This is a genomic window from Brevundimonas bullata (genome assembly GCF_003350205.1).
GTDB classification, from domain to species: Bacteria; Pseudomonadota; Alphaproteobacteria; order Caulobacterales; family Caulobacteraceae; genus Brevundimonas; species Brevundimonas bullata.
Genome location: NZ_QLLC01000005.1, coordinates 57,919 through 76,003, shown reverse-complemented (window position 1 = coordinate 76,003; position 18,085 = coordinate 57,919). Strand labels below are relative to the sequence as shown.

20 protein-coding genes are annotated in these 18,085 nt (G+C 66.5%); 13 read left to right on the top strand and 7 right to left on the bottom strand.

The window, feature by feature from the left end; genetic code table 11:
- Positions 1 to 28: 28 nt before the first annotated feature.
- The gene (locus DXK21_RS03615) at positions 29 to 901 is read left to right on the top strand and encodes a DUF817 domain-containing protein (protein ID WP_114816416.1); all 873 of its coding nucleotides are present in this window, start codon (positions 29 to 31) and stop codon (positions 899 to 901) included.
- 113 nt (positions 902 to 1,014) lie between these two features.
- On the opposite strand, the gene DXK21_RS03610 is transcribed toward DXK21_RS03615, so the two are convergent.
- Positions 1,015 to 1,611 carry a nitroreductase family protein gene (locus tag DXK21_RS03610; protein WP_114816415.1) on the bottom strand — a complete coding sequence of 199 codons (597 nt, stop codon included), beginning with the start codon at positions 1,609 to 1,611 and terminating at the stop codon, positions 1,015 to 1,017.
- Between the two features lie 45 nt (positions 1,612 to 1,656).
- Here DXK21_RS03610 and DXK21_RS03605 point away from each other — a divergent pair, with 45 nt between their 5' ends.
- The 3 genes from DXK21_RS03605 to DXK21_RS03595 all read left to right on the top strand — a co-directional run bounded on the left by DXK21_RS03605 (position 1,657) and on the right by DXK21_RS03595 (position 3,440).
- Complete coding sequence (locus tag DXK21_RS03605; protein WP_114816414.1) at positions 1,657 to 2,286, top strand: NUDIX domain-containing protein; 630 nt, start codon at positions 1,657 to 1,659, stop codon at positions 2,284 to 2,286.
- Positions 2,287 to 2,313: 27 nt separating this feature from the next.
- Positions 2,314 to 3,135 (top strand): serine O-acetyltransferase, encoded by an 822-nt coding sequence (cysE, locus tag DXK21_RS03600; protein WP_114816413.1) that lies wholly within the window; start codon positions 2,314 to 2,316, stop codon positions 3,133 to 3,135.
- Positions 3,136 to 3,230: 95 nt separating this feature from the next.
- Positions 3,231 to 3,440, top strand: a complete 210-nt coding sequence (locus DXK21_RS03595; protein WP_105564438.1) for a DUF3126 family protein — start codon at positions 3,231 to 3,233, stop codon at positions 3,438 to 3,440.
- A 218-nt stretch (positions 3,441 to 3,658) separates the two neighbouring features.
- On the opposite strand, the gene DXK21_RS03590 is transcribed toward DXK21_RS03595, so the two are convergent.
- Positions 3,659 to 4,270, bottom strand: coding sequence for a hypothetical protein (locus DXK21_RS03590; RefSeq protein WP_162790567.1), 612 nt, complete (start codon positions 4,268 to 4,270; stop codon positions 3,659 to 3,661).
- Positions 4,271 to 4,349: 79 nt separating this feature from the next.
- On the opposite strand from DXK21_RS03590, the gene DXK21_RS03585 reads away from it, so the two are divergent.
- From DXK21_RS03585 to DXK21_RS03565, 5 genes are all read left to right on the top strand, one after another.
- A complete protein-coding gene (locus DXK21_RS03585; RefSeq protein WP_114816411.1) occupies positions 4,350 to 5,216 on the top strand; it encodes a 50S ribosomal protein L11 methyltransferase in 867 nt (288 codons plus the stop codon).
- A 163-nt stretch (positions 5,217 to 5,379) separates the two neighbouring features.
- A complete protein-coding gene (locus DXK21_RS03580; protein ID WP_114816410.1) occupies positions 5,380 to 7,203 on the top strand; it encodes an aminopeptidase P family protein in 1,824 nt (607 codons plus the stop codon).
- Between the two features lie 4 nt (positions 7,204 to 7,207).
- Positions 7,208 to 7,576, top strand: coding sequence for a CidA/LrgA family protein (locus tag DXK21_RS03575; protein WP_114816409.1), 369 nt, complete (start codon positions 7,208 to 7,210; stop codon positions 7,574 to 7,576).
- On the top strand, positions 7,573 to 8,265 hold the full coding sequence (locus DXK21_RS03570; RefSeq protein WP_114816408.1) for an LrgB family protein: 693 nt from the start codon (positions 7,573 to 7,575) through the stop codon (positions 8,263 to 8,265). Before DXK21_RS03575 ends, DXK21_RS03570 begins: the two co-directional genes overlap by 4 nt.
- 92 nt (positions 8,266 to 8,357) lie before the next feature.
- Complete coding sequence (locus DXK21_RS03565) at positions 8,358 to 9,341, top strand: aldo/keto reductase (protein ID WP_114816407.1); 984 nt, start codon at positions 8,358 to 8,360, stop codon at positions 9,339 to 9,341.
- Between the two features lie 61 nt (positions 9,342 to 9,402).
- Here the strand turns inward: DXK21_RS03565 and DXK21_RS03560 are convergent, their stop codons facing one another.
- The 3 genes from DXK21_RS03560 to ligA all read right to left on the bottom strand — a co-directional run bounded on the left by DXK21_RS03560 (position 9,403) and on the right by ligA (position 13,488).
- Positions 9,403 to 9,825, bottom strand: a complete 423-nt coding sequence (locus tag DXK21_RS03560; protein WP_114816406.1) for a DUF2147 domain-containing protein — start codon at positions 9,823 to 9,825, stop codon at positions 9,403 to 9,405.
- 308 nt (positions 9,826 to 10,133) lie between these two features.
- The gene (locus DXK21_RS03555) at positions 10,134 to 10,745 is read right to left on the bottom strand and encodes a 3'-5' exonuclease (protein WP_114816405.1); all 612 of its coding nucleotides are present in this window, start codon (positions 10,743 to 10,745) and stop codon (positions 10,134 to 10,136) included.
- Positions 10,746 to 10,944: 199 nt separating this feature from the next.
- Positions 10,945 to 13,488, bottom strand: a complete 2,544-nt coding sequence (gene ligA, locus DXK21_RS03550; protein WP_245945092.1) for an NAD-dependent DNA ligase LigA — start codon at positions 13,486 to 13,488, stop codon at positions 10,945 to 10,947.
- Positions 13,489 to 13,630: 142 nt separating this feature from the next.
- Between ligA and DXK21_RS03545 the strand changes: the two genes are divergently transcribed.
- The 3 genes from DXK21_RS03545 to DXK21_RS03535 all read left to right on the top strand — a co-directional run bounded on the left by DXK21_RS03545 (position 13,631) and on the right by DXK21_RS03535 (position 15,863).
- The gene (locus tag DXK21_RS03545; RefSeq protein ID WP_114816403.1) at positions 13,631 to 14,587 is read left to right on the top strand and encodes a M28 family peptidase; all 957 of its coding nucleotides are present in this window, start codon (positions 13,631 to 13,633) and stop codon (positions 14,585 to 14,587) included.
- A gap of 92 nt (positions 14,588 to 14,679) precedes the next feature.
- Positions 14,680 to 15,303, top strand: coding sequence for a methyltransferase family protein (locus DXK21_RS03540; protein WP_114816402.1), 624 nt, complete (start codon positions 14,680 to 14,682; stop codon positions 15,301 to 15,303).
- Positions 15,304 to 15,311: 8 nt separating this feature from the next.
- Positions 15,312 to 15,863: a hypothetical protein gene (locus DXK21_RS03535; protein ID WP_245945085.1), complete on the top strand. Its 552-nt coding sequence runs from the start codon at positions 15,312 to 15,314 to the stop codon at positions 15,861 to 15,863.
- 155 nt (positions 15,864 to 16,018) lie between these two features.
- Here DXK21_RS03535 and DXK21_RS03530 read toward each other — a convergent pair whose 3' ends face one another.
- The gene (locus DXK21_RS03530) at positions 16,019 to 16,483 is read right to left on the bottom strand and encodes a peptidylprolyl isomerase (RefSeq protein ID WP_114816401.1); all 465 of its coding nucleotides are present in this window, start codon (positions 16,481 to 16,483) and stop codon (positions 16,019 to 16,021) included.
- An 80-nt stretch (positions 16,484 to 16,563) separates the two neighbouring features.
- Between DXK21_RS03530 and DXK21_RS03525 the strand changes: the two genes are divergently transcribed.
- Positions 16,564 to 17,286 (top strand): RlmE family RNA methyltransferase, encoded by a 723-nt coding sequence (locus DXK21_RS03525; RefSeq protein WP_114816400.1) that lies wholly within the window; start codon positions 16,564 to 16,566, stop codon positions 17,284 to 17,286.
- A gap of 130 nt (positions 17,287 to 17,416) precedes the next feature.
- On the opposite strand, the gene DXK21_RS03520 is transcribed toward DXK21_RS03525, so the two are convergent.
- Positions 17,417 to 17,968, bottom strand: coding sequence for a DUF2061 domain-containing protein (locus tag DXK21_RS03520; RefSeq protein ID WP_114816399.1), 552 nt, complete (start codon positions 17,966 to 17,968; stop codon positions 17,417 to 17,419).
- Positions 17,969 to 18,085 lie beyond the last annotated feature (117 nt).

Here is an 18,085-nt window from a genome sequence, read left to right as displayed (position 1 = left end):
TCTGTTGGTTGTCGAAATTTAGGCGCCCATGACCCCATCCCCCCGTCTCCCGCTAGAAGCCTGGGGCCGCCGCCTGATGGTTCACGCGGAGGCGTGGGCGGATCAATCGCGGTGGCGGGGGTATGCCTATGAGTTCCTGTGGTTCGGGCTGAAGCAGGGGTGGGCCTGTCTGTTCGGCGGGGCCATGCTGGTGCTGCTGGTCGGGACGCATCTGCTGTGGCCGGTCTTCTGGCCTGAAGGCGGGGCGCCGGTCGCGCGCTATGACGTGCTGGTGATCGGGGCGCTGATCATTCAGGGGCTGATGCTGGCCTTCCGGCTGGAGAGCTGGGAGGAGGCGCGGGTCATCTTCCTGTTCCATGTGGCCGGGACGATCATGGAGCTGTTCAAGACCTATCACGGGTCGTGGCTGTACCCTGAGGACTCGCTGTTGCGGATCGGGGCGGTGCCGCTGTTCTCGGGCTTCATGTATGCGGCGGTGGGCAGCTATATCGCGCGGGTGCAGCGCATCTTCCATATCCGGGTGCGGGGGTATCCGCCGCTATGGACGACCTGGGTGCTGGCGGCGGCCATCTATGTCAACTTCTTCGCCCATCACTGGCTGTCGGACGTGCGGATCGCGCTGTTTGCGGCGACGGTGCTGCTGTTCGGGCGGGGCTGGTTCTACTTCACCGCAGACCGGCGGCGGCGGTCGATGCCGCTGCTGCTGGGCTATGGGCTGGTGGCGCTGTTCATCTGGTTCGCCGAGAACCTGGGGACGTTCGCGCGGGCCTGGGTCTATCCGGGGCAGGAGAGCGGGTGGGAGATGGTCAGCCTGAACAAGCTGGGGGCGTGGTTCCTGCTGATGATCATCTCGGTGGTGCTGGTGTCGCTGGTGCATCGGCCGGAGGAGGAGGGGCGCTAAGGCGTCATCCCGGAAGCGGCGAAGCTGCTATCCGGGACCGCCGGAAAAGCCGAGGGCGGCGTCTTGGGCGGTCCCGGCTCTGCGCTGCGCTTCGGCCGGGATGACGGGCTGGGCTACGCCCTGCGCTCGACCTTGTGCGCCATGTTGGGGCGGGGGCGTTCCAGCGGGGGCTCGGCGAGGGTTCCGATGTGGATGAAGCCCGCGATGGTCTCGCCGTCCTGGACGCCGAACAGGGCGACGGCGGCGGGGTCGTAGGCGTACCAGTCGGTGATCCAGCTGGCCGAATAGCCCAGGGCGTCGGCGGCGTGTTCCAGGTTCATGCAGACGGCGCCGGCGGACAGCTGCTGCTCCCAGACCGGGACCTTGTGGCCCTGGATCGGGGTCGAGACGACCATGATGGTCAGGGGCGGATTGGCCAGCTTGGCCAGGACGGCAAGGTCCTTGTCGATACGGCCTTGCGTTTCGGCCAGGACGGCGAGGGCCTCGGACAGGTCGGCGCGGCTCTGCGGGCCCAGCACCACGAACCGCCATGGGAAGAGCTTGCCGTGGTCGGGGGTGCGAGCGCCGAGGTGGAGGATCTGCTCGATCTCGGCCTCCGACGGGCCGGGGGCGGCCAGCAGCTGGGCCGAGGCCGAGCGGCGGTTCGCCAGGCGGGCCAGAACTTCGTCGGAGCGGACGGGCAGGGGCAGGGCGGCGTTGAGGTCGGTCATGCCGTCTAGCTAGGATTTCATCGCGCCGGGCGCCATAGCGGAGGGATGCACGATATTCCCGACATCAAGCCCCGCTGGGCCGAAGACCTGCCCGAACCGCCGAAATGGGTCAGCCACGGCGAGAGCGTCCTGATCGACACGCCGTGGATGACGGTGACGCGGCATCCGGCGACGGCGCCGACCGGAGCGTCCGCTGACTATGTGGCGATGCGGCCCAAGAACGTGGGGACCGGGGTCCTGCCCCTGCACGAGGACGGGACGGTGACGCTGGTCGGGCAGCATCGTTTCACCCTGATGCGTTATTCCTGGGAAATGCCCGAGGGCGGGGCGCCGATGGACGAGGACCCGTTCGACGCCGTGCGCCGCGAACTGGCCGAGGAGGCGGGGTTGGCGGCCGAGCATTGGCGAGCGGCGCTGGATATGGACCTGTCAAACTCGATCACCGACGAGCGGGCCATGACCTGGGTGGCCTGGGGGCTGAGCACGGTTCCGGTCGATCCCGATCCGACCGAGGTGATCGTGTCGGCGCGCGTGCCTTTCCGCGACCTGCTGGCCGAGATCGAGCGCGGGGCGGTGCGCGACAGCCTGACGGTGGCGACGGCCTACAAGGCCTACCATATGGCGCGGGAAGGCGCGCTGCCCGCCGCGCTGGCGCAGGCCATGCTGGGGGCGTAGGATGGCATGACGGAAACGGGAGGCCCGATGGCCAAGCTGGAAATCGTGCCGCAACAGCCGGACCTGTGGGCGCAACTGCGCATGGCGGCCGAGGAGGCCGCGCGCGAGGAGCCGCGTCTGGCCTCGCAGCTGAACGCCGTGGTGCTGGCGCATGACGATATGGCGGGGGCGCTGAGCTTCCAGATCGCGCGGAAGCTGGGCGACGCGGAGCTGGGGGCCATGTCGTTGCGCGAGGTGGCGCTGTCGGCCTTTGCGGCTGATCCCGGCATCCTGACGGCGGCGGAGGCGGACCTGAAGGCGGTGCAGGACCGCGATCCGGCCATCCGGTCGCTGTTGCAGCCCTTCATGTATTTCAAGGGATTTCAGGCGCTGCAGGCATGGCGCGTGGCGCATTGGCTGTGGGGGCAGGGGCGCGACACCCTGGCGTTTCACTTCCAGAGCCGGATTTCGGAGCTGTTCCAGCTGGACATCCACCCGGCGGCGCGGATCGGTTCGGGCGTCTTTATCGACCACGGCACCGGCATCGTTATCGGCGAGACGGCGGTGGTCGGCGACGAGGTGTCGATGCTGCACGCCGTGACCCTGGGCGGGACCGGGGCCGAGCGCGGCGACCGCCATCCGAAGATCGGGCGCGGCGTCCTGCTGGGGGCCGGGGCCAAGGTTCTGGGCAATATCGTGGTCGGGGACTACGCCAAGGTGGCGTCCGGGTCGGTGGTGCTGAAGCCCGTGCCGGCGGGCTGCACCGTGGCCGGGGTGCCGGCGAAGGTGGTGGCCTGTCCGACCGACGCGGCGCCCGCGCGGACGATGGACCATACGCTGGCCGACATCGCCTATGATTATGTGATCTGACCCTGCCGCCTGTGGACGCCCGATACGCGGGCTTCCCATGAGGAAGCGGCTTCTCTAGGTTCCGCCGTCAACGAGACACCAGCGAGGCTACCCCCGTGAAAGAATCTGATCTGAAGCGCGTCGAGACGCACCTGAAGCGCACCTTCAACCACGGCGGCATCAAGGTGAAGGCCCGTAAGGTCGCCGACTCCGCCGAGGTCTATGTCGATGACGAGTTCATCGGCGTGGTGTTCGAGGACGAGGACGAGGCTGGCTCGTTCATGTTCGAGATGGCGATTCTGGCCGAAGACCTGCCGCAGGACTAAGGCCGCGCCTCCAGGGCTTTCTCTGGAAGCACGCACGAAAAAGGCCGGAGGGGCGAACCCTCCGGCCTTTTGTCGTTTCAGGATCACCCCGCGCCGTCATCCCCGGGCTTGTCCCGGGGATCCAGAAACATGACGCCGAAAGTTCAGGCGTAAAGTTGAGGCGTCGCGTGTCTGGATTCTCGGGACAAGCCCGAGAATGACGGAGGGCGTGTTTCAGGTCACAGACCGAACAGGCGGGCGAAGAAGCCCTTCTTCTTTTCAGGCTGAGGCGCAGCGGCGACGGGCGCCGGTTGCGGGGTCGGGGCCGGAGTGGGGGCGGGCTTGGGCGCTTCGACCGGCTTGGGAGCCGGAGCGGGCTCGGCGGCGACCGGAGCAGGCGCAGGCGCAGGCGTCGGAGCCGGGGCAGTGGCGGGCTTGGCCGCGGCGGCCGGCTTCGGCGCAGCAGGCTTGGGAGCGGCGGCGGCCTTGGGCGCAGCGGCCTTCTTCGGAGCAGCGGGCTTGGCGGCGGCGGACTTGGTAGCGGTCTTGGCCGGAGCCGTCTCAGGCTTGGCGGCTTTGGGGGATGCAGCGGTGCTCTTGGCGGCGGCGGGTTTCGCGGCGGCCTTTGCAGCCGTCTTGGGCGCAGCGGGCTTGGCAGCGGCTTTGGGCGCAGCGGCCTTCACGGCAGGCTTGGCGACGGCGGCCTTGGGCGCGGCGGTTTTCGGCGCAGCCTTCGGTTTTGCAGCGGCCTTGGGCGCCGCAGCGCTCGACTTTGCCGCTGGTTTCGGCTTGGAAGCGGCAGGCGCCGCCTTCGGCGCAGCAGTTTTCGATTCAGACGGTGCTTTAGCCATGGATACCCGGACCCCTCAATGGATACGGGCGATCCGCACGCCCGCACTCGTGATTCGTTATCATAACGGTGTTTGAGAAATGTCCGAGTCCGCTCTTCAGGTAATCGCACGCGGCGAACGCGAGCCCGCCGAGGCCGCCGCCGCCATGATCGACGCCGACCCCATGCTGGAAAACGCGACCTATTCGATCCTGGAAGAGGACGAGGACAAGGGCGTCTGGCGCATCGACGCCTTTCCGACCACGGACGAGGAAGCCGAGGGCATAGCCGCCATCCTGCGTGCGCAGGGCGAACTGGAAGTGATCGTCGAGAAGCTGGCCGACGCCGACTGGCTGGCCATGAGCTTGTCCGGCCTGCCGCCGGTCGAGGCCGGGCGCTTCTTCGTCTATGGCGCCCATGATCAGGGCAAGATCCCCGAGGGTCGGGTCGACCTGAAGATCGACGCCGGCGCGGCGTTCGGCACCGGCCACCACGGCACGACGGTCGGTTGTCTGGAAGCCTTCGACAAGCTGTTGCAGACCGAGACGTTCGACAAGGTGCTGGACGTCGGCTGCGGCACGGGCGTGCTGGCCATCGCGGCGGCCAAGACCGGCTCGCCCATCGCCGTGGGCACCGACATCGACGAGCCCTCGGCTCGCATCGCCAACGAGAACGCCCAGATCAACGACGCCAAGTGCGAGTTCTATTTCGCCGACGGCCTGAGCGATGCGCGCATCGCCCAGCACGCGCCCTATGATCTGGTCTTCGCCAACATCCTGGCCGCGCCGCTGGTGTTCCTGGCCCCCGAGATCGGCGCGGCGCTGAAGTCGGGTGGCGTCGCCATCCTGTCGGGCCTGCTGCGCACGCAGGAAGAGCGGGTGCTGGAAGCCTATCTGCCGCTGGGCTTCGTGGTGGAGCAGACGATCCATCACGATGCGTGGAGCGCGCTGCAACTGCGGAAATCCTGATCCTTCTCCCCTTGTGGGAGAAGGTGGCATGCGGAGCCTGACGGATGAGGGGGAGGGTGGCTTCGCGCGCGACTTCCCCATCATGCCCGCTGAAACCGCCCCCTCATCCGAGCGCCTCCGGCGCCCACCTTCTCCCTCGAGGGGAGAAGGGATAAGGAACAATATGCGCCAGACATTCGACGAAACCACCGATCCGTCCTTCGGGGCCAAGCACCTGCCATTGCTGCGCGCCGAGATGGCCAAGCAGGGCGTGGACGGCCTGCTGATCCCGCACGAGGACGAGCATCAGAACGAATACCTGCCCGACGCCAGCGAGCGTCTGGCCTGGGTCAGCGGCTTCACCGGCTCGGCCGGGGCGGGCGTGGTGCTGATGGACAGGGCGGCGGTCTTCGTCGACGGCCGCTATACGGTTCAGGCCAAGGCCCAGACGGACGCGGCCCTGTTCGAGCGGGTCGAGCTGAACAAACTGGCCGCCTGGCTGGAGGGCGTGAGCGCCGGATCGGTCATCGGCTATGATCCGCGCCTGCACAGCCCCGATGCGCTGGCGACGTTGCGCGCGGCGGTCGAGAAGGCCGGGGCGACACTGAAGGCGGTCGAGCCCAATCCCATTGATCTGGCCTGGGGCGACGCCCGTCCGGCCCAGCCGCAGGCGCCGGTCGTGCCGCACGACGACCGCTATACCGGCGAGAATGCTGCGCTGAAGCGCGCCCGTATCGGTCAGGCCATCGCCGCAAAGGGCGCGGACGTGGCGGTCCTGACCTCACCTTCTTCGCTCGCCTGGCTGTTCAACATTCGCGGCGGCGACGTGATCCGCACGCCCCTGCCTCTGGGACAGGCGGTGGTGAAGGCGGACGGCACGGCCCAGGTCTTCCTCGACCCCGCCAAGATCACCAACGAACTGCCCGGCTGGCTGGGCGACGCCGTGACGCTGGAGGCGCCCGAGGCGCTGCCCGCCGCGCTGGACGCCCTGTCGGGGCAGAAGGTGCTGATCGACCCGGCGGTGTCCTCGGCCTGGTATTTCGACCGACTAGAAGCGGCGGGCGCCAGCATCGTTCGCGGCATGGACCCCTGCGCCCTGCCACGCGCGCAGAAGAACGAAGTCGAGATCGAGGGCAGTCGTCAGGCCCACATCCGCGACGGCGCGGCCCTGACCCGCTTCCTGCACTGGGTCGATACGGTGGCCCAGAAGGACCTGCCGGACGAGCGGGCGGTGGTCGAGGCGCTGGAGGGCTTCCGCGAGGCGACCGGGATGCTGAAGGACCTGTCCTTCGACACCATCGCCGGGGTCGGGCCGAACGGCGCCCTGCCGCACTACAAGCCGGTCGGGGCCAAGATCCGTCCGATGGAGGCGGGTTCGCTGCTGCTGGTGGACGGCGGCGGTCAGTATCTGGACGGGACCACGGACGTGACCCGCACCATGGCCATCGGCGAGGGCACGGCGGATCAGCGCCGCATGTTCACCCTGGTGCTGAAGGGTCATATCGCCATGGCGGTGATCCGCTTCCCCGCCGGGACGACGGGGCATCAACTGGACGCCGTGGCGCGTCAGCCGCTGTGGAACGCGGGCTTTGACTTTGACCACGGCACGGGTCACGGCGTCGGCTCCTATCTGGGCGTGCATGAGGGGCCGCAGCGCATCGCGCCCTACGTCAACACCCAGCCGCTGCTGACCGGCATGATTCTGTCGAACGAGCCGGGTTACTATCGCGAAGGCGAGTGGGGCATCCGCATCGAGACCTTGCAGGTCGTCACGGCGCCGGAGCCAATCCCGGGCGGCGAGCGGCCCATGCACGGCTTTGAGCAACTGACCCTGGCGCCGCTGGATCGGCGGCTGATCGACGTGGCGCTGCTGACGGCGGACGAGCGGGCCTACGTCGACGCCTATCACGCCGAGGTCCTGGCCAAGGTCGGGCCGCTGTTGGCCGAGGGCGTCCAGAAGGACGAGGCGGCGCTGGAATGGCTGAAGGCGCAGACGGCGCCGCTCTGATCCGATGATCGGCGCCATCGCCCTGTTGCTCGTCTGCCAACTGGCGGGCGAGGTCATCCACCGGCTGACGGGCCTGCCCCTGCCGGGGTCGGTGATCGGCATGGTGCTGCTGCTGGCCTGGCTGGCCCTGGTCCCGCGTGAGCGGCTGACGCTGACCCAGGTGACGGGCTGGCTGACGGCGCACCTGTCGATCATGTTCGTGCCCGCCGCCGTCGGGGTGATGGAGGAGGGGGCGATCCTGTCGCGGTATGGCCTCGGCATCGTCGTGGCGGTGGTGGTCTCGACCCTGTTGACGCTGGCGGTGACGGCCCTGGTGTTTCGCGCCGTGGCGGGACGGGATGAGCCGGATAGCGAAAAGGAGGAGGCGTCGTGAGCGATCTGATCGCGACGCCTCTGTTGTGGCTGGCGGTGACGCTGGTGGTGTTCGAGGCGGCGGATGTGCTGTCGCGGCGCAGCGGGCGCCATCCGCTGTGCCATCCGGTGCTGCTGGCCACGCCGGTGCTGATCGGCGTCCTGCTGGCGACCAAGACGCCCTATCCGACCTATGCCGAGGCGACGCAGGTTCTGGGCTTTTTGCTCGGACCGGCGGTGGTTGGGCTGGCCGTGCCGATATGGGCGCAGCGGGCGACGATCCGGCGGCTGGCCAAGCCCCTGGCCTGCGCCCTGATGGCGGGGGCCTTAACGGCCATCGTCAGCGCGGTGGGCATCGTCTGGCTGTTCGGTGCGCCGGCGGAGATCATGGCCTCCATCGCGCCGCGCGCCACGACCACGCCGGTCGGGATGGCGGTGGCGGCGCAACTGGGCGGGATACCCGCGCTGGCGGCGGTGATCGTGCTGATGTCGGGGGTGATCGGAGCGATGACGGCGACGCCGGTGCTGAACCTGCTCAAGATCAGGGACTACCGGGCGCGCGGCTTCGCGATCGGGGTGTCGGCGCATGGCTTTGGCGCGGCGCGAGCCTTTCAGGTGGATCAGACGGCGGGGGCCTTCGCCAGCCTGGGCATGGCGCTGAATGCGGTGGCGACGGCGACGATCCTGTCCGTCGTCGCCAGTCTGATCTGAGCCGCGCATCTTGAAATAAGGCGCCGCGGCGCCCATCTGCCCGTCGCTGGCGGATGCGCCGTCGGCCCCCTCACATCAGAAGGAATGCGCTCATGAAGATGCGCAAGCTGGGCCAAGGCGGCCCTGAAGTCTCGGCCGTGGGTCTGGGCTGTATGGGCATGAGCGCCTTCTACGGCGGCTCGGACGAGGCCCAGTCCATTGCGGTGATCCACCGCGCGCTCGACCTGGGCGTGACCCTGTTCGACACGGCCGAGATGTACGGCCCCCACACCAACGAAGTCCTGCTGGGCAAGGCGCTGAAAGGGCGGCGAGATCAGGCCTTCATCGCCACCAAGTTCGGCATCAACCGTCAGGCGGACGGGTCGGCCATCACCGACGGCTCGCCCGCCAATGTCCGCCGCGCGGTCGAGGGCAGCCTGAGCCGGCTCGGCCTCGATCACATCGACCTCTATTATCAGCACCGCGTCGACCCCAATACGCCGATCGAGGAGACGGTCGGCGCCATGGGCGAACTGGTGAAGGAGGGCAAGGTCCGCTTCTTGGGCCTGTCCGAGGCGGCGCCGGCCACCTTGCGACGCGGCCACGCCGAGCATCCGATCACGGCGCTTCAGACTGAATATTCGTTGTGGAGCCGCGAGCCGGAGGACGAACTGCTGGCCACGGTGCGCGAACTGGGCATCGGCTTTGTGCCCTACAGCCCGCTGGGCCGGGGCTTCCTGTCGGGGGACATCAAGTCGATCGACGACCTGGCGCCCGACGACTTCCGCCGCACCAACCCGCGCTTCAGCGGCGACAACTTCCAGAAGAACCTGGATCTGGTGGCGGCGGTCGGCGCCATTGCGGCGGACAAGGGCGTGACGGCGGCGCAGTTGGCCCTGGCCTGGGTGCTGGCCCAGGGCGAGGACCTGGTCCCCATCCCCGGCACGCGCCGGATCGCCACGCTGGAGCAGAACGTGGCGGCGGCGGACATCGTGCTGACGGCCGATGATCTGGCGCGGATCGAGGCGGTGTTTCCGCGTGATGCGGCGGCGGGCGAGCGGTATGCGCCGGGCGGCATGAGTTCGCTGAACCGTTGATGTGAAAACGCCTCCCTCGCGACTGCGGGGGAGGCGTCTTTCGTTTGTGCTGTGCGCCTCGCTACTGGATGCGGGTCCAGGTCTGGGTCTTGCACAGGGGGGCGACGATGCAGCCGCGCAGGCGCAGGCTGTTGTCGCCGGTCATGGTGATCGTGCCGCGATAGGTGCCGCCGTCCGCTGGATTATAGACCGAGCCGCCGCGCCATTCGGTCGGGCCGCCGGTGAAGCCGCTGAGCATGGGCAGGCCGCGCAGGGTGCGGCCGCGTTGCGACTCGTCCTTGTTGCGGGCGTCGCGTTGGTTCGGGTCGGCGCGGATGTGATCCGAGGTGATCAGGGTTCCGCACAGGGCCTGGCCGCAGCGGGCGATGCGCACCTGACCGCCATTGGTCGGGGTCTGCCACAGGCCGGTCGGATCAGCGGCGAGGGCGGGCGAGGCCAGGGCAGCGGCGACAACGGCAGCGGCCGCCAGGACAGAGAGCTTCATCGGCGTATTCCTTCAGACGGATCGTTGGCCGATCCTTGTGGGTGAAGGGTGTTCCGGGTTTGGGTCCGAAACAAGGCTCGATTTATGAGCATCGCTCAATGATTACATGACTTTAGGTCAAGTTTTGAGTGTGTTGAGCGACTAAGGTGATGGATTTCCTAGTCTTATTCCTCCCCATTTTATGGGGAGGTGACGCGGCGCCATAGGCGACGTGACGGAGGGGGCGACTCGACGATTGACGTTTGCGCTGCCCCCTCCACCACTTCGTGGTCCCCCTCCCCATGGAATGTGGAGGAAAGGGGTGTTGCTCAGGCGCGCGGTCGGCGCGGACGCGAGCCGGCGGAGGAGCAGGGGCTGTAGCCGCCCGTGTGTAGACGTCCGAGCGTGATGCCCGTCGCGTTTGCCAGCGAGGAGGCGCAGGCGGCTTTATGCAGCCGCAGGGTCTCCAGCGCCACCGAGGCGCAGGCGAAGGCGTCTTCGGCGGCGTCGTGGTGTTTGAACTGGATGCCCAGCTCGGCGCAGACATTGTTCAGCTTGTGCGAGGCGAAGTCCGGCCAGGTGATCTGGGCCAGCTTGACCGTGCAGAGGTAGTCGAACTCGGGGTAGGTCAGGCCGTAGTGGTCACAGGTCCCGCGGATGACGCTGACGTCGAAGGCGGTGTTGTGGGCCAGGACCGTGCGGCCTTGCAGGCGCGGGGCGATGGCGGTCAGGACGGCCGGGAATTCCTCGGCGTCCTCGACCTGCTCCGGGCCGATGCCGTGGAAGGCGATGTTGAAGCGGGCGAAGCGCATCCCCGGCGGGCGAATGTAGTGATGCTCGACGGATTCGATGACGCCGTCGTTTATCCAGGCGAGGCCGATGGAGCAGGGGCTGGCGCGCTGCTCGTTGGCGGTTTCGAAGTCGATGGCGACGGCTTGCATCAGGCGACTCGGCGTTGATGAAGTGAGAAAGCCCTCCCCCTCGATGGGGGAGGGTTGGGTGGGGGTGTAGGCAGGACGGTTCCTTAGCAAGAAACGGGGCGGCGTCAGCGTCTCATGCGCCCAACCAGGGAGGTCTGGCCCACACCCCCATCCCCGCCCTTCCCCCATCGAGGGGGAAGGGAGAAGAAGTGGCCGGTGCTCAAGCGATCAGCGCCAGCCACTCGTCCTCGGTCAGGACGGCGACGCCGTGTTTCTCGGCGTCCTTCAGCTTGGACCCGGCGCCGGGGCCGGCGACGACATAGTCGGTCTTTTTCGACACCGAACCCGAGACCTTGGCGCCCAGGCTTTCGGCGCGGGCCTTGGCTTCGTCGCGGGTGAAGCGTTCCAGCGAGCCGGTGAATACGACGATCTTGCCCGTTACCGGGGTATTGGAGTGCGGTTGTTCGACGTCAGAGACCGAGACTTCCAAGAGTAGGCGATCCACCAACCCTCGTGTCCGTTCTGATCGATAGAAGCTCGCGAGTGTCGTGAGAGAAGCCTGTCTTATGCGTTCTAGTGGCACAACGGAGCGGTAGGCCAGATCGAGGCTTTCAGTTAGGTCGGGAACCGTATTGATCAAGGTTAGCAGGGCTCTGTCGTCGACAGAGAGCGTGGCCTGTTTGCCAGCTAGGTAGCCGATCAAACCCAGCCAAATTGACCGATATCGCTCAATGTAACGTTCTAGCGCAGCCGATACGTCAGCATCTTCGGTCCAGCCAACCATTTGAACCGACTGTGGATTGATTGCTGATGGCAGTACCGACAGGGGCGAGGCTTTGCCGTTGAGCTTGGCGGCCCAGAAATCGATGACGGCTTTGCGCGCTACTTTTGCTCCCACTCGTGGGATGGCCTCCATATGTGATGAGGCCTTGCGCGTTTGTGCGACAGTCGATCCGATGCTTGCAGCTATTGCCCATATGTCATCGTGTTTTTCGGTATTGACACTAATTTTTTCGCCGATGAAGCCGACGATGTCGCGCCACCGAAGCTCTCCTACGAGGCTTAGTTCTTCGACACCCTGTTCGAAACGATTATAGCTGCCGAAATACAGCGCCAGGGCTCTAGATGTTTCTGCTCCGACATGGCGCAGACCAAGGCCTGTGATGAAGCGATCGAGAGGAATGTCCCTTCGAGCGTTTATACTGTTCACGAGATTGGAAACGCTTGTCGTTCCATAGCCGGGCTCAGCTTCTAGCTGCGCGCGAAGGTGGTTATTTGTTGCGAACCGGAAAATGTCGGCAGGCTCTGAAAGCCAGCCTTTTTCCATGAACAATTCAATCTGTTTTTCGCCAATCCCTTCGATATCGACAGCCTTACGGCTAACGAAGTTCTTGAGGTGCTCACGTTTTTGATAAGGGCAGACGAGTTCTCCAGTGCAGCGACGAACAATGGTGTCATCCCCAGCGCTTGTTGTTTCTCTGACGAGTTCCGTTTTTAGGGGGCATTTGCACCGGCTTGGAAAATCGAAAACCTCTCTAAGGTTATGATTAGCGTCCTTTACTACCTCGGTGATCTGCGGAATGACATCACCAGCACGTTGAAGCACAACGGTATCGCCTATCCGAACGTCTAGGCGTTCGATTTCGTCGGCGTTGTGCAGGGTGGCGTTGCGGACTACGACGCCGCCGACCGTGACGGGGTGTAGGCGGGCTACTGGCGTATGCGAGCCGGTGCGGCCGACCTGGATGTCGATGCCTTCCAGAACGGTCGTGGCCTGTTGCGCCGGGAACTTGTGAGCGATGGCCCAGCGCGGGCTTCTGGCGATGAAGCCGAGGCGCTGCTGCCAGTCCAGGCGATCGACCTTATAGACCACGCCGTCGATGTCGTAGCCGAGGCGGGCGCGGTCGGTTTCCAGGCCGCGATAGACCGCAATGAGGCCTTCCGCGCCCTCGACGCGGGTGGAGCGGTCGTTGACCTGGAAGCCCCAGGCGCGGAAGGCCTCCAGCGCACCGTGCTGGGTGTCGGCGAAGGGCGCCGAGGTCTCGCCCCAGGCGTAGGCGAAGAAGGTCAGGGGGCGCTTGGCTGTGATCCTGGGGTCCTTCTGACGCAGCGAACCGGCGGCGAAGTTGCGCGGGTTGGCGTAGGTGCGGCGGCCTTCGGCCTCGGCGGCAGCGTTGAAGGCGTCAAAGGCGTCGTTGGGGGCATAGACCTCGCCCCGGATCTCGATGACGTCGGGCCAGCCCGATCCGGTCAGGGTCTGAGGGATGCTGGCCAGCGTGCGCAGGTTGGCGGTCACGTCCTCGCCGGTCTTGCCGTCGCCGCGCGTAGCGCCCTGGACCAGAACGCCCTTTTCATAGCGCAGGCTGGCCGACAGACCGTCGATCTTGGGCTCGGCGACGAAGGCGATGGGTTCGTCGCCCGGCAGCTTGAGGAAGCGGGCGATGCGGACCACGAAGTCGCGCACCTCGCCCTCGTCGAAGGCGTTGTCCAGCGACAGCATGGGCACGCCGTGGCGGACCTCGGCGAATTGGGTCGAGACGGGAGCGCCGACGCGCTGGGACGGGGTGACGGGGCTGGTCAGGGCCGGGAAGGCGGCTTCGATCGCCAGGGCTCGGCGCTTCAGCTCGTCATAGTCGGCGTCGGAAATCTCGGGCGCGGCGTCGGCGTAGTAGAGGGCGTCGTGGCGGGCCAGTTCGGCGGACAGATGCGCCAACTCCTCGCGGGCCTGGTCTTCGGTCAGGGTTTCGACGGGAGTTTGGGACATGGGAATCGCGCGGTCAGCCTTCATCAGTCGCGCTGTTTAGCACCGGCGGCGGCGGGATCGCAGCGTCCATGACAGAAACGTAATCTGACGCAGGGCGCGACGCTCGTTAGCGTCCCGCTGACTGATTTGCCCGGAGCCCTCCATGCGTCCTGTTCTCGCCAGCCTGACCGCCATCGCCGCCGCCCTGACGCTGGCCGCCTGTGAGACCACGACGCCCGTCGCGACTGAGGCGCCCGTCGCGGCGAGCGCTGACTATGCGCAGTTGATGGACGACCTGCGCATCCTGTCGGCGGACGATATGCAGGGCCGCGACACCGGATCGGAGGGCGGGGCCAAGGCGCGCGAATACATCGTCGGTCGATTGGAGGCCCTGGGCGTCCAGCCGTCGCCGATGGGGCGGCTGCAGCCGTGGGAGATGCAGGGGCGGACGCGCGAGGGGACCAAGACCTTCAGCGGGACCAACATCATCGGCGTCATTCCTGGCACGCGCGTGTCCGACAAGTATATCGTGGTCACGGCCCACTACGACCACGTCGGGGTCAACGACGGTCAGGTGTTCAACGGCGCCGACGACAACGCCTCGGGCGTGGCGACCATGCTGGAGCTGGCCAAGCGGCTGAAGGCCAACCCGCCGGAGCACAGCGTGCTGATCGTGGCGCTGGACGGCGAGGAGCGCGGGCTGCTTGGGGCCAAGCATTTCGTGGAGGCACCGCCGGTGCCGCTGTCGTCGATTTCGATGAACCTGAATTTCGACATGACGGCGCGGGCCGATACCGACGGCAAGCTGTGGGTCACGGGGACTTATCAGCACCCCTATTTCCGCCCGGTGCTGGAGCGGATCGCGCCGCGCGGGACCGTGTCGCTGGCCTTCGGAAAGGACACGCCAGATGACAAGGGCGCCGACAACTGGGTCGAGGCGTCGGACCACGCCGCCTTCCACCGCGCGGGCCTGCCCTTCCTCTATTTCGGCGTGAACTATCACGAGGATTATCACCGTCCGACCGACGATTTCGAAAAGATCGTGCCCGCCACCTTCCAGTCCTCGACCGAGCTGGCGATTGAAGGGTTCCGCGCGCTGGATCAGTGGCTGGATCAATGAGGTTTGCGAGCGCGAGACGGTCGCAAACATAGGTCTTGAAAGCGCCCTCTGAGCGGCGTTCTGTCGCAGCCTCATCAGTCGAGGAAATGCGGATGTCTGCGGTTCAGGGGTTTGATCTTCAAAGAGTGCAGAGGCTGCGCAAGCTGGCGCTGCTGGTCGGTCTGGTCGGCGTCGTGGGGCTGGCCTTTGTCACCCGCTCCATGGGCGGCGAGACCGCGCTGCACGAAGGGCTGGAAGCTTTCGGACTGGCCCTGATCGCCGTCTGCATTGTCGGCCGCGCCTGGTGCTCCCTCTATATCGGCGGGCGCAAGAAGGCCGAGATCGTTGATCGCGGACCTTATTCGATCAGCCGTAATCCGCTCTATATCTTCAGCTTCATGGGCGCATTCGGGGTGGGCGCACAGACGGGCAGCTTGACGCTGGCGGCTCTGTTTCTGATCCTGACGGTCGCGGTCTTCTACGCCACGGTGCGTCGCGAGGAGGCCTGGTTGTCGGAGGCCTTTGGGCCAACCTACCTGGACTATTGCGCGCGGACGCCGCGTTTTGGGCCAGACTTTTCCAAGTGGCGGGACGCCGAGTCGCTGGACGTGCGGCCGCGCTTCTTTCTGACGACCTTGCGCGATGGCCTGGTCTTCCTGCTGGCCGTGCCCCTGTTCGAGTCGGTCGAAAGGCTGCAAGACATCGGCTGGCTGACCGCCCTGATCCGCCTGCCGTGAGATTGCCTGTGAAGATAAAGCGTTTTGTCGCCGTTGCGGCTCTGACCGGGCTGATGGCGCTGACGGCCTGCGAGGGTCCGGTGAAGGTGCCGGAAGCGCCGGCGGCGTCGAAGGCGGCGGCCTTCGCCCACGACCTGCCTGAGGACGTGTCCGGCTACTACATCCCGAGCGAGGAGGTGCGGGTCGATAATTGGCGGCTGCACCATGTCTTCATGGGTCAGGTCCCGGACTTCATCGCCTGGGAGGGCGGTCAGCGTCCGGCGGGCTTTGCGCCGGTGATGATCGAGTTCGAGGACATGGTCGGCCCGCCGCTGGAGAACGGCAACCGGCGTCGGTTGCGGCTGATCCCGGCGGCCTATGACGTGACCGAAGATCGCGTGCGGGTTCAGGCCCTGTCGGGGGGCTTGGGCGCGGTGTCGTTCGATGGAAAGCTCGACCAGGGCGCGCTGGCGACGGCGCGGCGCAATCTGGGAGACAAGGGCGTCGTCCTGAAGGGGACGCTCAAGGTCGGAAACCGGACCTTCAATAACGTATCTATGCGGTGGTGGGCGGGGGACTGATCCGCTGAAGCCTTTCCTCCCCATTTTATGGGGAGGGGGACCACGAAGTGGTGGAGGGGGTGGCGCAAACAGCTAGCGTCGAGCCGCCCCCTCCGTCACGGCGCTGATGCGCCGCGCCACCTCCCCATCGCTACGCGACAGGGAGGAAAAGCAAGTTAGGCGACGGTCGCCTTGACGATCTTGCCCGGAGCGCGGGGCGGCTCGCCCTTGGGCAGGGCGTCGACGTGTTCCATGCCTTCGATCACTTCGCCCCAGACGGTGTACTGGTTGTCGAGGAAGCGGGCGTCGTCGAAGCAGATGAAGAACTGCGAGTTGGCGCTGTTGGGGTCCGAGGTGCGGGCCATCGAGCAGACGCCGCGAACGTGCGGTTCCTTCGAGAACTCGGCCTTCAGGTTCGGCTTCTTGGAGCCCGAGGTGCCGGTGCCGGTGGGGTCGCCGCCCTGGGCCATGAAGCCCGGAATGACGCGGTGGAAGACGACGCCGTCGTAGAAGCCTTCCGAGGCCAGCTCGGTGATGCGGGCGACGTGGCCGGGGGCCAGGTCGTCACGCAGCTTGATCACGACGTTGCGTTCTTCGCCGTCGCCGGTGTCGAGGGTGAAGGTCAGGGTTTGGTCGGCCATCAGGCTCTCCTTGGGGGTGTGCGGGTCAGAATTGTGCGCGGGTCATAGCGGCTGAACGCTGTCACGGCTATGTGGGAAGCATGACTGACGACGAAAAGCCCACCGAGAAGCCGCCGGAACGCCGCCGGATGGTTCGCCCGCCCACGGGCGGCACCGCCGCCGGGCGCGGCCTGGGCCAGAAAATGAAGACGGCCGACACTAAGTCCATGTCGAGCCAACAGTGGATCAAGCGCCAGCTGGCCGACAAGTGGTCCGAGCGGGCGCGGGCCGAGGGCTGGCGCAGCCGCGCGGCCTTCAAGCTGCTGGAAATCGACGACCGATTCCGCCTGATCAAGAAGGGCTCGCGGGTCATCGACCTGGGCGCGGCGCCCGGTAGTTGGATTCAGGTGGCGCTGGATCGTGGAGCGTCGGCGGTGGCGGGCGTGGACCTGCTGATGATCGAACCGATTCCCGGCGCCACCCTGATTCAAGCCGACTTCACCCATCCGGGCGTGGACCAGCAGCTGATCGACGCCATCGGCGGGCGACCGGACCTGGTGCTGTCGGACATGGCGCACAACACGGTCGGCCACCGCAAGACGGACCACCTGAAGATCATCGCCCTGATCGAGATCGCCGCTGACTTCGCCATTCGCACGCTGAAGCCGGGCGGGAATTTCGTGTCCAAGAACTTCCAGGGAGGTGACGCCGGCGGGGTTCTGACGCGGCTGCGCGAGGAGTTCGAGACGGTGAAGTATGTAAAGCCGGAATCGAGCCGCAAGGGCAGCGCCGAGGTGTTTCTGGTGGCGCTGAACAAGCGGTAGATCATTTCGCGTCATCCCGGCCGGAGCCTCGCATCGCGAGGCGCAGAGCCGGGACCGCCCAAGGCTCCGACTTCTGCGTTTGCTGCGGTCCCGGATAGCGGCTTCGCCGCTTCCGGGATGACGGTCGGGGTCAGGCCGCTGCCGCTTCGGCGGCGCGACGGGCCTTTTTCGCCTCGATGCGCGTCCAGATGCGGTCGTGCAGGGTGAAGAAGACCGTCTGGACCAGGGGTTCGACCGTGCCGATGGCCAGGGCGATGCGCCAGTCGCGGGTCAGGGCGAAGGCCACGGCCACCGCGACGGTGAAGTGCATCAGGCCATAGGTCACGGTCTTCAGCGCCACCTGCTTCAGGCTGCGGGGCAGGGCGTGGCTGTGGCCGTGATGGCCGCCGTGGACGCGGTCCTGCTCCGCCATGGTCATCAGCTCCAGGCGGGCGGTGACGGCCTCGGCGGTTTCCTCGAAGCCCGAGCGCATTCGGCGCTGCTCGATCCGGTGCCAGATGCGGTCGTGGATGGAATAGGCGAAGGTCTGGAAGATGGGCTCGACCACGCCGACGGCCAGGGCGATGCGCCAGTCTCGCGTCAGGGCGAAGGCGACCAGGATGGCCACGATCAGGTGCATGAGGCCGTAGCTCGCGATCTTAAGCGCGAGGCGTCGGGCGGTGCTGATCAATATGCGAACCATTCGCAATACTTGGGTCTGGACGCCTCAGGGTGCAAGGCAATTCCTCTTATTCTTCCTATAGCCCGCGCTTGGGGTTGCGGTTCCCCGCCATGGGGCGTTATACGCGGCCCGCAAAAC

Excerpts from the sequence above, each read along its gene's own strand:
- DXK21_RS03610 (WP_114816415.1), bottom strand. The coding sequence starts at position 1,611 with ATGACCGACCTCAACGCCGCCCTGCCCCTGCCCGTCCGCTCCGACGAA.
- DXK21_RS03560 (WP_114816406.1), bottom strand. The coding sequence starts at position 9,825 with ATGAAGCTCTCTGTCCTGGCGGCCGCTGCCGTTGTCGCCGCTGCCCTG.
- DXK21_RS03525 (WP_114816400.1), top strand. The coding sequence starts at position 16,564 with ATGACTGACGACGAAAAGCCCACCGAGAAGCCGCCGGAACGCCGCCGG.
- DXK21_RS03585 (WP_114816411.1), top strand. The coding sequence starts at position 4,350 with ATGTCCGAGTCCGCTCTTCAGGTAATCGCACGCGGCGAACGCGAGCCC.
- DXK21_RS03545 (WP_114816403.1), top strand. The coding sequence starts at position 13,631 with ATGCGTCCTGTTCTCGCCAGCCTGACCGCCATCGCCGCCGCCCTGACG.
- DXK21_RS03530 (WP_114816401.1), bottom strand. The coding sequence starts at position 16,483 with ATGGCCGACCAAACCCTGACCTTCACCCTCGACACCGGCGACGGCGAA.
- DXK21_RS03575 (WP_114816409.1), top strand. The coding sequence starts at position 7,208 with ATGATCGGCGCCATCGCCCTGTTGCTCGTCTGCCAACTGGCGGGCGAG.
- DXK21_RS03590 (WP_162790567.1), bottom strand. The coding sequence starts at position 4,270 with ATGGCTAAAGCACCGTCTGAATCGAAAACTGCTGCGCCGAAGGCGGCG.
- DXK21_RS03605 (WP_114816414.1), top strand. The coding sequence starts at position 1,657 with ATGCACGATATTCCCGACATCAAGCCCCGCTGGGCCGAAGACCTGCCC.
- DXK21_RS03555 (WP_114816405.1), bottom strand. The coding sequence starts at position 10,745 with ATGCAAGCCGTCGCCATCGACTTCGAAACCGCCAACGAGCAGCGCGCC.
- DXK21_RS03615 (WP_114816416.1), top strand. The coding sequence starts at position 29 with ATGACCCCATCCCCCCGTCTCCCGCTAGAAGCCTGGGGCCGCCGCCTG.
- DXK21_RS03540 (WP_114816402.1), top strand. The coding sequence starts at position 14,680 with ATGTCTGCGGTTCAGGGGTTTGATCTTCAAAGAGTGCAGAGGCTGCGC.
- DXK21_RS03520 (WP_114816399.1), bottom strand. The coding sequence starts at position 17,968 with ATGGTTCGCATATTGATCAGCACCGCCCGACGCCTCGCGCTTAAGATC.
- DXK21_RS03580 (WP_114816410.1), top strand. The coding sequence starts at position 5,380 with ATGCGCCAGACATTCGACGAAACCACCGATCCGTCCTTCGGGGCCAAG.
- ligA (WP_245945092.1), bottom strand. The coding sequence starts at position 13,488 with ATGTCCCAAACTCCCGTCGAAACCCTGACCGAAGACCAGGCCCGCGAG.
- DXK21_RS03565 (WP_114816407.1), top strand. The coding sequence starts at position 8,358 with ATGAAGATGCGCAAGCTGGGCCAAGGCGGCCCTGAAGTCTCGGCCGTG.
- cysE (WP_114816413.1), top strand. The coding sequence starts at position 2,314 with ATGGCCAAGCTGGAAATCGTGCCGCAACAGCCGGACCTGTGGGCGCAA.